We start from the raw sequence: 11,103 nt of genomic DNA on the forward strand, positions 1-11,103 counted from the left end.
GGCGCGGTGTGCGCGCCGCTCAGATCACATACAGATCGACATACTCGTGCACCGGCATTGATTCGAGACGCGCCTGATCCAGCGAGACATCAAGGATGGCGCGCTGCTGACGGGCCGGGAAACGCCGCGCCAGATTGGTCCGGAACTTGTCCTCGAGCAGCGGGATGCCTTCCTCGCGCCGGCGCTTGTGGCCGATGGGGTATTCCACGACCTCCTCGTCGAGCACCGTGCCGTCATTGAGCTCGACGGTCAGGGCGTTGGGGATCGAGCGCTTGGCCGGGTCGTGATAGTCGGCGGTGAAACCGGCATCCTCAACGCAGACGATCTTCTCGCGCAGGGCGTCGATGCGCGGATCGGCGGCGGCACTGTCCTCGTAGTCGCGGGCGGTGAGATGACCGAAGATCAACGGCACGGCCACCATGTACTGCACGCAGTGATCGCGGTCCGCGGGGTTGTTGAGCGGTCCCTGCTTGTCGATGATGCGGATGCAGGCCTCGTGGGTGCGGATGCTGATGCGCTTGATATCCGCCGCCGAGCGGCCCATTTCGGCCAGCCGGCGATGCAGCGTGACGGCCGCCTCTACCGCGGTCTGGGCGTGGAACTCCGCGGGAAAACTGATCTTGAAGAGCACGTTTTCCATGACATAGCTGCCATAGCCGCGCTGGAACGAGAACGGCTCGCCATTGAAGAGGACGTCATAGAACCCCCAGGTCGGCGCGCTCAGCGCGGTGGGATAGCCCATCTCGCCGGTTCTGGCCATCAACGCCAGGCGCACGCCGCGGGCGGTGGCATCGCCGGCCGCCCAGGACTTCCGGCTGCCGGCGTTGGGGTAGTGGCGGTAGGTGCGCAGCGACTGACCGTCCACCCAGGCCAGTGACACGGCGTTGAGGATCTCCTCCCGGGAGAGGCCCAGCATGTCGGCCACCACCGCCGTGGTCGCCACCTTGACCAGCACCACATGATCCAGACCGACGCGGTTGAAAGAGTTCTCAAGCGCGATGACGCCCTGAATCTCATGGGCCTTGACCATGGCGATCAGCACCTCGCGCATGGTCAGCGGTGCGCGGCCTTCGGCGACGGCCGTGCGCGACAGCCAGTCGGCGGTGGCGAGGATGCCGCCCAGGTTATCCGAAGGATGCCCCCACTCGGCGGCCAGCCAGGTGTCGTTGAAGTCGAGCCAGCGGATGATGGCGCCGATATTGAACGCGCCCTGGACGGGATCGAGCTGGAACTGTGTGCCCGGTACCCGGGTGCCGTTGGGCACCGCGGTGCCGTAGACGACGGGGCCGAGCAGCTTGGTGCAGGCCGGATACTCCAGTGCCTCAAGGCCGCAGCCGAGGGTGTCGATCAGGCAGTTGCGGGCGGTTTCAAGGGCCACATCGCGGTCGATGGGGTAGTCCCTGACATAGTCGACGATGTCAGTGAGGACGGTATCGGCGTTGTTCATGGGCTGTTCTCCGTGGGTCATGGATCAGTCGCGCGCATCCAGCGGCACGAATTTCAGATTGTCGGGGCCGATGTAGTTGGCACTCGGGCGGATGATCTTGTTGTCCTGGCGCTGCTCGATGACATGCGCCGCCCAGCCACTGGTGCGTGCGATGACGAACAGCGGGGTGAACAGGGCGGTGGGGACGTCCATGGCGTTGAAGGCCACCGCCGAGAACCAGTCCAGGTTGGGGAACATCTTCTTGGCGTCGGCCATCACCGACTCGATGCGCTCGGCCACCTGGAAAAGGCGGGTGTTGCCATTGCGGTCGGTAAGATCGCGGGCGATGCGCTTGATGACTTCGTTCCGCGGGTCGCTGATGGTGTAGACGGGATGACCGAAGCCGATGACCACCTCTTTGTTGGCGATGCGCTCGCGGATGTCGGCCTCGGCCTCATCGGCGCTGCGATAGCGCTGCTGGATCTCGAACGCCGCTTCGTTGGCGCCGCCATGCTTGGGCCCGCGCAGTGCGCCGATCGCCCCGGTCACCGCCGAGTACATGTCCGACCCGGTGCCGGCGACCACCCGGGCGGTGAACGTCGAGGCATTGAATTCGTGCTCGGCGTAGAGGGTGAGCGCGGTATGCATCGAGCGTTCCCAGGCCGCCGACGGCGCTTCGCCATGCAGGAGGTGCAGGAAATGGCCGCCAATGGAATCGTCATCGGTTTCCACATCAATGCGCCGGCCGTTGTGACTGAAGTGATACCAGTAGAGCAGGACCGAGCCCAGCGAGGCGAGCAGTCGATCGGCGATGGTGCGGGCACCCGCCTCGGCGTGGTCGTCTTTTTCGGGCAGGCAGCAACCGAGTAGGGACACACCGGTGCGCATGACGTCCATGGGATGGGTGGCGGCGGGGAGCTGCTCGAGGGCGGCCCTGACCGGCGCCGGCAGGCCCCGCAGGCGCCGAAGATCGGCCTTGTAGCGGCGCAGTTCGCCGGCATTGGGCAGATGCCCGTACACCAGCAGATAGGCGGTCTCCTCGAAATCGCAGCCTTCGGCCAGATCGAGAATGTCGTAGCCGCGGTAGTGCAGGTCATTGCCGGTCAGGCCGACGGTGCAGAGCGCGGTATTGCCGGCGGTGACGCCGGAAAGGGCAACGGATTTCTTGGGCTTGGGGGCTGACGGGGTGTCACTCATTGTCCGTTCTCCATGCTGAACAGTTGATCGAGCTTCGCCTCATAGGCGTGATAGTCAAGAAATTCATACAGTTCCGCGCGGGTCTGCATGCGATCGACCACACCGGCCTGGGTTCCGTCGGCGCGCACACGGCGATAGACATCGAGTGCCGCGGCATTCATCGCCCGGAACGCCGAGAGCGGATAGAGCACCAGCCCCACGCCGGCACCGCCCAGCGCCTCGCGGTCGAAAAGTGGCGTCGAACCAAATTCGGTGATGTTGGCCAGCACCGGCACATCCACCGCCTGGCTGAAGGCGCGGTACATGTCGAGCTCGGTGATGGCTTCGGGGAACAGCATATCGGCACCGGCTTCGATGTAGGCGCCGGCGCGGTCGACGGCGGCGTCCAGGCCCTCCACCGCGAGGGCATCGGTGCGGGCCATGATGACGAAGTCGGGATCGGTCCGGGCGTCCACCGCCGCTTTGATGCGATCGACCATCTCCTGCTTCGAGACAATGGCCTTACCCGGTCGATGGCCGCAGCGCTTGGTCTGGACCTGGTCCTCGATATGGCAGGCGGCGGCCCGCGCCTTGATCAGCGAGCGCACCGTCCGGGCGATGTTGAACGCGCCGCCAAAGCCGGTATCCGCGTCCACCAACAGCGGGGTGTCGACGGCATCGGTGATGCGATTGACGTCAGTGACGACGTCGTCGAGCGTGGTGATGCCCAGATCCGGCAGGCCCATGGACCCGGCCGCCACACCGCCACCGGAGACATACAGGGCGTTATAGCCCACCTGGGTCGCCATGACCGCGTGATAGGCATTGATGGCGCCGATGACCTGCAGGGGGTTTTCGTTTTCGACCGCGGCGCGAAAGCGCCGACCGGGCGACTCGGATGATGTCGACATGGCGGGGTCTCCTCCTCGTTGTTATTAAACTTACTGCAAGCCGCGTGCCAGCGCGTCGGCAATCGGCTCACGTCGGGGGCAACGCGCGGTTTCCGCGGGCGTTGGGGGCGATTGGATGGGTTCGGCCCCGGCACGCAGTGTTTCATTGCCTGTCGCAGTGAATTACCCTGAAACGAATAATGAAACGCTCGGGACCGGGCGATGGGGGAGGGGCGATGGCGGATCAATCAGTGCGGGGCGAGGATCGGCCGGTGATCCTTGCGGTGGGCTTCAGCCGCCTCAAGGAGGTGTTTCGGGTGATCGTCCCGAGTTACGCCGCGCAGGCCGATGTGCATATCGTCGATCGCGGTTTTGACGACGCGCTGGCCGAAATCCGCCGCTATCAACAGACCCGCGGCGTGGACGCGGTGGTGGCCGCGGGCTCGAACGGGGCGTTTCTGCGAAGGCACCTGGCCCTGCCGGTGATACTCGTGACCCTCACCGGCTTCGATGTGCTCAACGCACTGGCGACGGCGCGCCGATCGGCCCGCCGCATCGCCTTGATAAGCCATGGCACGACGCACCCTGAACTGATTGAATTCAAACAGCATTTTGGACTTGAACTGGAGCACTACGCCTACGAGACGGCCGCCGATGCCGAACGCCGCGTCAGTGCCCTGGCGAGCCGCGGAGTGGGGGCGATCATCGGGCCGGGGCTCGTCACCGACCTGGCCGAACAGGCGGGCCTCGCGGGCATTTTCGTTTACTCGCGCGCCTCCGTGGAGCAGGCGCTCGACGGCGCCATTGAGATCAGCCGTATCGGGCGGATCGAGGCGGCGCGCCGTGAGCGTCTCGATACCATCCTCCAGCAGCTCGAGGAGGGCGTGGTGGCGGTGGACATGGATGAGCGGGTGCAGTCGTTCAATCCCGCCATGGCCCGGTTGCTGGGGGTGGATGCCGACGCGGTCGAGGGGCGGCGGCTGAGCCAGGTGGCAAGCCAGCTGGCCCTGCATGACACCTTGGCGCACGGGGTGACGGAGCTGGGGGGCGTCCAGCGCATCGGCAACCGGACCGTCGTCACCAACCGCATCCCGATCCGCGAGCAAGGTGTGCAGACCGGGGCGGTCGTCACGGTTCAGGACTCGGCCACCATCCAGCGGGTGGACCGGAGCCTGCGCTCCACCAACAAGCCCCGGCAGTTCGCCGCCCGCTACGAGCTCGACGGGATCATCGGCGACTCGCAGCCACTGCGCGAGGCGCGCACGCTGGCGGCCCAGTATGCCGCCACCGATACCACGGTGCTGATCCTCGGCGAGAGTGGCACCGGCAAGGAGCTGCTCGCCCAGGGCATCCACAACGCCAGTGCACGCCGGGGGCATGCGTTTGTCGCCCTCAACTGCGGGGCCTTCCCCGAGAGCCTACTGGAGAGTGAACTGTTCGGGTTTGAGGAGGGCGCTTTCACTGGCTCGCGGCGAGGCGGCAAACCCGGGCTGTTTGAATCGGCCCACACCGGCACGATCTTTCTCGATGAGATCGGGGAGATGCCGCTTACGCTGCAGACCCGGCTGCTGCGGGTCCTCCAGGAACATGAGGTGATCCGGCTCGGCGCCACCCAACCGACACCGGTGGATGTGCGCGTCATTGCCGCCACCCATCGCGACCTGGCGGCCGCGGTGGCGGAGGGGGCCTTCCGGCAGGATCTCTACTACCGCATCAACATCCTGCGGCTTGACGTGCCGCCGCTGCGCGAGCGGCTTGATGATCTGCCGGCACTGGCGCGCAGCATTGCCGGCCGAGCACTTGCCCGCCAAGGCCGGACCGGCGCCATGCCGGCGATGCTCGAGCAGGTGATGCCGTACTGCCGGGCCTATCACTGGCCGGGCAATATCCGCGAACTGGAAAACCTGATCGAGCGCCTGGCGATCTTTGCCCCGGGATTTGAATCCGGGCCCATGGATCAGCAGCGGCTCGAGCGCCTGGTCCCGGAGCTTTTCAGCGACGCGACACCGCCCCGGCCCGCCGTTGACGACATCGACGCGATCCATCGGGTGCTTGCCCAATGCGGCGGCAATCGGAGTGCCGCCTGCCGTCAGCTGGGGATCAGCCGCAGTACGCTGTGGCGGCGCCTGTCCGGCGCGTCATGAAAAGCGCTCGAAGGCCAGACTGGCGTTGGTGCCACCAAAGCCGAAGCTGTTGCTGACGACCCGGTCGAGACGGCGATTCTCGAGGGTTTCGGTGACCACGGGGTAGTCGCCGGCCTCGGCGTCGAGGTGATCGACGTTGAGGGTCCCGGCGATGAAGCCGGCCTGCATCATCAGCAGCGAGTAGATGGCCTCCTGCACGCCGGCGGCCCCCAAGGAGTGACCGGTCAGCGACTTGGTGGAGCTCACCGGCGGGCGGTCGGCGCCGAAAACCGTTTCCAGCGCCCGCAGCTCGGTGATGTCCCCGGCCGGGGTGCTGGTGCCGTGGGCGTTGACGTAATCCACGGGCCGGTCGGCATTGATGCCCGCCATCTCCAGTGTCTGACCCAGGCAGCGTTCGGCGCCTTCGCCGGAGGGGGCCACCATGTCATAGCCATCCGAAGTGGCGGCGTAGCCCACCAGCTCGGCAAGGATCGTGGCACCGCGCGCCTCGGCATGCTCAAGTGACTCGAGCACCAGCATGCCGCCCCCGCCGGCGATCACGAACCCGTCGCGGTCCCGGTCGAAGGGCCGGGATGCACGCTCAGGGGTGTCGTTGTAGCCGGTGGACAGCGCACCCATGGCATCGAACAGCATGGTCAGCGACCAGTGCTCTTCCTCGCCGCCGCCGGCGAACATGACGTCCTGCTTGCCAAGCTGGATCTGCTCCATGGCCGCGCCGATGCAGTGGGCACTGGTCGCGCAGGCCGAGGAGATGCTGTAGTTGATGCCCTTGATGGCGAACGGCGTCGCCAGACAGGCGGAGGTCGTGCTGCCCATGACCTTGGGCACGGCGAAGGCGCCGATCTTGCGCACACCACGCTCGCGCAGGATATCCGCCGAGCGCACGACGTTTTCGGTGGAAGCGCCGCCGGAGCCGACGATCAGGCCCGTGCGCGGGTTCGAGACCACCGAGTCGGGCAGTTCGGCCTGATCGATGGCCTGCTGCATGGCGACGTAGGCGAAGCCCGCGGCATCCCCCATGAAGCGCCGTGCGCGCCGTGGGATGGCGGCCTCCAGATCGATATCAGGCTGCCCCGCGATCTGGCTGCGCAGGCCACGCTCGGCGTATTCATCACTGAAACGGATCCCCGAGCGCCCGTTTCGCAGGGCCTCGGTGACGGTTGCCGCATCGTTGCCCAGGCAAGAGACGATGCCCATGCCGGTGACTACCACTCGCCGCACGTTTCGACTCCCTTAGAGATTGCTCTGCGGATTCTGGAACAGACCGACGCGCAGGTCCATGGCGCGGTAGATCTCCTCGCCATCAACGGTCACAAAGCCATCGGCGATGCCCATGTTGAGCCGCCGCCGGATGATGCGTTTGACGTCAAGCCGGTAGTGGACCAGCCCGTTGTCCGGCAGGATCTGGCCGGTGAACTTCACCTCGCCGCAGCCCAATGCCCGACCCTTGCCCTCGCCGCCGATCCAGCCCAGGTAAAAGCCCAGCAGCTGCCAGAGCGCATCCAGGCCGAGGCAGCCCGGCATGACCGGATCGCCGGGGAAGTGGCAGCCGAAAAACCACAGATCGGGCTTGACGGCCAGTTTGGCTTCGACCTGGCCCTTTTCATAACCACCGCCGTGATCATCGATGTGCGTGATCGCATCGAACATGAGCATGTTCGGGACCGGCAGCTGCGGGTTGCCCGGGCCAAACAGCTCGCCGTGGCCGCAGGCAAGGAGTTCATCGTAGCTATAACTGGATTTCTGATTCATGAATATCCGCAAGCCGCAGCTTCAGTGACATGGCCCTGACATGTCGAAGCGCGGCGGCGTTGGGGAAAGGGCTGTTCCAGCCGCCTGACACTACTCACTGGTGGCCGGACTCGCAACCGTGCGATCACGCCAATCGTGAATCCGCTGACGGATGCCGTCGGTATCCAACCCCACCAGCGCGAGCTGCTCATCACGCTCGCCATGATCGACGAAGTGATCGGCGAGACCGATCTGCAGCAGGCGAGGCCTGAGGTCCAGGCGCGCCAGCGTCTCGGCGACGGCCGAGCCGGCGCCACCGGCCACCATGTTTTCCTCGAGGGTGATGATGGCGTCGTGGGTTTCGGCCATCTCGCGGATGCAGGCCTCATCCAGCGGTTTGACGAAGCGCATGTTGACCAGCGTGGCATCAAGCTCTTCGGCCACCGTCTCTGCCGGGGCCACCATCGTGCCGAAGGCGAGCAGGGCGATCCCCTGACCCCGGCGCCGGATCTGCGCCTGCCCCACCGGCAGGGTCTCGAGGGTGGTCTCGGGGACTGTGCCCGGGCCACGTCCGCGCGGGTAGCGCACCGAGGCCGGGCCTTCGATGGCCAGGGCCGTGGAGAGCATCTGCCGGCACTCGCGCTCGTCCGCCGGTGCCATAACGGTGACATTGGGCAGGCAGCGCATGTAGCTGAAGTCGAACATGCCGTGATGGGTGGCCCCGTCGGCGCCCACCAATCCGGCCCGGTCCAGGGCAAAGACCACCGGCAGGTTCTGCAGCGCGATGTCGTGGATCAGCTGATCATAACCGCGCTGCAGGAAGGTCGAGTAGATGGCGAGCACCGGTTTCTCGCCCTCGCAGGCCAGTCCGCCACAGAGCGTGACGGCGTGCTGCTCGGCAATCGCGGTGTCGAGATAACGATCGGGGAAGCGCTCGGCGAAGGCCACCAGCCCGGAGCCCTCGCGCATGGCGGGCGTCACGCCCCACAGCCGCGGCTCCTGTTCGGCCATATCGCAGAGCCACTGGCTGAACACATCGGTGTAGGTGAGCGGCGCGGCCTCGGTGGCGGCCTTGAGACCGGCGGCCGGGTCGAATGCCTTCACGCCATGGTAGGCAATGGGATTGGCTTCGGCCTTGGCATAGCCCTTGCCTTTGCGGGTCACGCAGTGAAGGATGCGCGGGCCGTCCATCTCGCGCAGCCGGCCGAGGACCGTAACCAGCTCGTCGACATCGTGGCCGTCTACCGGGCCGAAGTATTGAAAGCCGAGCTCTTCGAAGAACGTGCCCGGCACCAGCATGCCCTTGACGTGTTCCTCCGCGAGTTTGGCGAAGTCGCGCATCGGACCCGGCATGCGCTCGAGCACATTCTTGGCCTCGGCGCGCATGTTGCCGTACACCCCCCCGGCGAGCAGCCGCGCGAAGGTCTTGTTGAGCGCGCCGACGTTCTCCGAGATGGACATCTCATTGTCATTGAGCACCACCAGCAGATCGGGGCGCACATCGCCGGCGTGGTTGAGGGCCTCGAACGCCTCGCCGGCGGTCAGGCCGCCGTCGCCGATCACCGCACAGGTCTTGCGCCCGTCATCGCGGTTGCGGCTGCCAAGGGCCATGCCCAGGGCGGCGCTGATCGCGGTGCTTGAGTGGCCGACACCAAAGGTGTCGTAGGGGCTCTCATCGCGCACCGGAAAACCGGCGGGCCCGTCGATCTTGCGCACCCGGCTGATCTCCTGCCGCCGGCCGGTGAGGATCTTGTGGGGATAGCACTGATGCCCGACATCCCAGACCAGCCGGTCGTAGGGGGTATTGAGCACATAGTGCAGGGCGACGGTGAGTTCCACCGCCCCCAGACCGGCGGCCAGGTGACCACCCGAGCGCGCGACGCTATTGAGCAGGTAATCCCTTAACTGCTCGCTCAGGCGCGGCAGCTGCGTCTGCGGCAGCTCGCGCAGGTGGGCGGGCTCATCAATCCCTTCCAGCAGCGGGTAAGCACTCATGTCCATGGGCTCTCCTCGAGATAGTCCTCCAGCTCGGCACTGGCGGGTAGTTCTTTTTCATTGACCAGCTGACCGCGCACCGATATCCCCGCGATATGCACGGTTTCGGGGTCGCCGGAGACCAGCGGGTGCCACCAGTCCAGGTCCTCGCCGTGGTAAAGCCGGCGATAGGCGCAGGTCGTGGGCAGCCACTCGTAGGCTGCCACTCTGGCAAGCGTCAGCTGTATGCAGTCCGGAATCGTTGCGTGGCGATCGGCGTAATCACTGCACTGGCAACTGTGGGAGTCAAGCAACTGACAGGCCACCCGGGTGGGGTAGACCTCGCCAGAGTCGGCGTCCTCCAGCTTATGGCGGCAGCACTGCCCGCAGCCGTCGCAGAGGGCCTCCCACTCGGGCCAGGACATCTCGGCGAGGGACTTGCGCTGCCAGAACGGAGAATGGTCATCGATCATGGGGAGAGTGTACAGGCGCTGGGCGGCTCAAGCATGCAGAGGTGTAATGTCAGAATTTGTCAGGCAACATATTCGAAGGGCGGTAGTCAACCCGTAGTGAGATTCGCTAGGTTAGAGTTAACCAAAAATTGGGTAAGGGAAGGTACATCCTGGATATGGATACGTCAGACAAACGCGAAGCGCTGATCATTGATGCCTCGGTGGAGCAGATGGACACATTGCTTGAGGGGCTTAATAGCAGCGTTCGCGCGCCGCGGTCCATCGCGCGCGACGACGACCCTGCCCAGTCAATTCGACATTTCCTCGACGACCCCAGCGTGACCAGCCTTCATGTGCTGGGCCACGGCCGGCCCGGTGGCGTGCGCATCGGCAGCCGCTGGCTGACGGCAGACGATTTCCGGGTGGGCGCGGACACAGCAGCCGCCCGCCCCGAACCCCTCGAGATCTATTTCTGGTCCTGCCACACCGGCGCCGACGCCGCGGGCAAGACCTTTATGCAAAACATTGCGGAGCATTCCATGGCCAACGTATTCGCTTCTACGGACCTGATCGGCGACAAGGATCAAGGCGGCAACTGGGAGCTCAACGCATCAGCAACGCCCCGAGCGGCGGTGCCGTTCAGTCAGGAGGCCAGGGACGCGTTTGGGGTGGTTCTGGCTGTAACGAAGGACTCGGGAACGGGCGATGACCCGTCGTTCACGGAAGGTGGTAGTCGCCAATCGATATATAGCAGCATCGGATTGTCGGCTGATAACAACATCAAGAGTTTTTCGACCGTTATTACCGGAGTTTCCGATACAGGGAAGGAAACTTTCCGGATTGACGGTGTTGATGTTTCGCTAACCGACAGCGCGATTAATGCTGCGAACGGAACCAGTGGATCAGTTGGTGTTGATTTTGATAGCGAGAACAGCACGTCGACAGTTACGTGGTCATCCGATGATCAGACTTCTGGTGCTACCCCATCTGATGTCGCCGCGATCCTGAACGCGCTCGAATATGAAAACACGAGCGACGATCCAAGTGACTCTCCCCGTGTTTTCTCGCTTGGGACGTTTACAGAAACGGATAACGCGGAAACGAATCTTTCGTTAGAAAGTACTGTATCGATTACACCAGTCAATGATGCGCCCTCCGGTACCGATAAAACGGTCACGGTTAATGAGGATGCGACCTATACGCTCCAGGCCTCGGACTTTGGCTTTAGTGATACCGCTGACTCGGATGCGTTTGCCTCGGTCGTGATTGCCACGCTGCCGAGTGCTGGTTCGCTCAAGCTTGATGGGAGC

At 64.8% G+C, this 11,103-nt stretch carries 9 protein-coding genes; 2 read left to right on the forward strand and 7 right to left on the reverse strand.

The annotated features are described in order from the left end of the window. Positions 1-19: 19 nt before the first annotated feature. Genes BA899_RS04715 through prpB form a run of 3 tightly spaced genes read right to left on the reverse strand, consistent with a single transcriptional unit; the run spans position 20 to position 3,513 of the window. A complete protein-coding gene (locus BA899_RS04715; protein ID WP_370456309.1) occupies positions 20-1,447 on the reverse strand; it encodes a bifunctional 2-methylcitrate dehydratase/aconitate hydratase in 1,428 nt (475 codons plus the stop codon). A 24-nt stretch (positions 1,448-1,471) separates the two neighbouring features. Then, on the reverse strand, positions 1,472-2,623 hold the full coding sequence (gene prpC, locus BA899_RS04720; RefSeq protein ID WP_159299908.1) for a 2-methylcitrate synthase: 1,152 nt from the start codon (positions 2,621-2,623) through the stop codon (positions 1,472-1,474). After that, positions 2,620-3,513 carry a methylisocitrate lyase gene (gene prpB, locus BA899_RS04725; RefSeq protein WP_159299909.1) on the reverse strand — a complete coding sequence of 298 codons (894 nt, stop codon included), beginning with the start codon at positions 3,511-3,513 and terminating at the stop codon, positions 2,620-2,622. Before prpB ends, prpC begins: the two co-directional genes overlap by 4 nt. Positions 3,514-3,728: 215 nt before the next feature. Between prpB and prpR the strand changes: the two genes are divergently transcribed. Next, the gene (gene prpR / locus BA899_RS04730) at positions 3,729-5,636 is read left to right on the forward strand and encodes a propionate catabolism operon regulatory protein PrpR (protein WP_159299910.1); all 1,908 of its coding nucleotides are present in this window, start codon (positions 3,729-3,731) and stop codon (positions 5,634-5,636) included. Here the strand turns inward: prpR and fabB are convergent. The 4 genes from fabB to BA899_RS04750 form a co-directional block, all read right to left on the reverse strand. Continuing rightward, positions 5,631-6,857, reverse strand: a complete 1,227-nt coding sequence (gene fabB / locus BA899_RS04735; protein WP_159299911.1) for a beta-ketoacyl-ACP synthase I — start codon at positions 6,855-6,857, stop codon at positions 5,631-5,633. The two genes, prpR and fabB, sit on opposite strands and share 6 nt — an antisense overlap. 12 nt (positions 6,858-6,869) lie before the next feature. Further along, positions 6,870-7,388: a bifunctional 3-hydroxydecanoyl-ACP dehydratase/trans-2-decenoyl-ACP isomerase gene (fabA, locus tag BA899_RS04740; RefSeq protein ID WP_159299912.1), complete on the reverse strand. Its 519-nt coding sequence runs from the start codon at positions 7,386-7,388 to the stop codon at positions 6,870-6,872. A 90-nt stretch (positions 7,389-7,478) separates the two neighbouring features. Continuing rightward, a complete protein-coding gene (gene dxs, locus BA899_RS04745) occupies positions 7,479-9,368 on the reverse strand; it encodes a 1-deoxy-D-xylulose-5-phosphate synthase (RefSeq protein ID WP_200833060.1) in 1,890 nt (629 codons plus the stop codon). Beyond that, the gene (locus BA899_RS04750) at positions 9,359-9,814 is read right to left on the reverse strand and encodes a YcgN family cysteine cluster protein (RefSeq protein WP_159299913.1); all 456 of its coding nucleotides are present in this window, start codon (positions 9,812-9,814) and stop codon (positions 9,359-9,361) included. The genes dxs and BA899_RS04750 overlap by 10 nt, the downstream gene beginning before the upstream one ends. A 155-nt stretch (positions 9,815-9,969) precedes the next feature. Here BA899_RS04750 and BA899_RS04755 point away from each other — a divergent pair. Further along, on the forward strand, positions 9,970-11,103 hold a 1,134-nt coding region (locus BA899_RS04755; protein ID WP_159299914.1), incomplete at its 3' end, for a DUF4347 domain-containing protein.

Origin of the sequence: Spiribacter sp. SSL99 (assembly GCF_009805925.1) — a bacterium.
GTDB classification, from domain to species: Bacteria; Pseudomonadota; Gammaproteobacteria; order Nitrococcales; family Nitrococcaceae; genus Spiribacter; species Spiribacter roseus.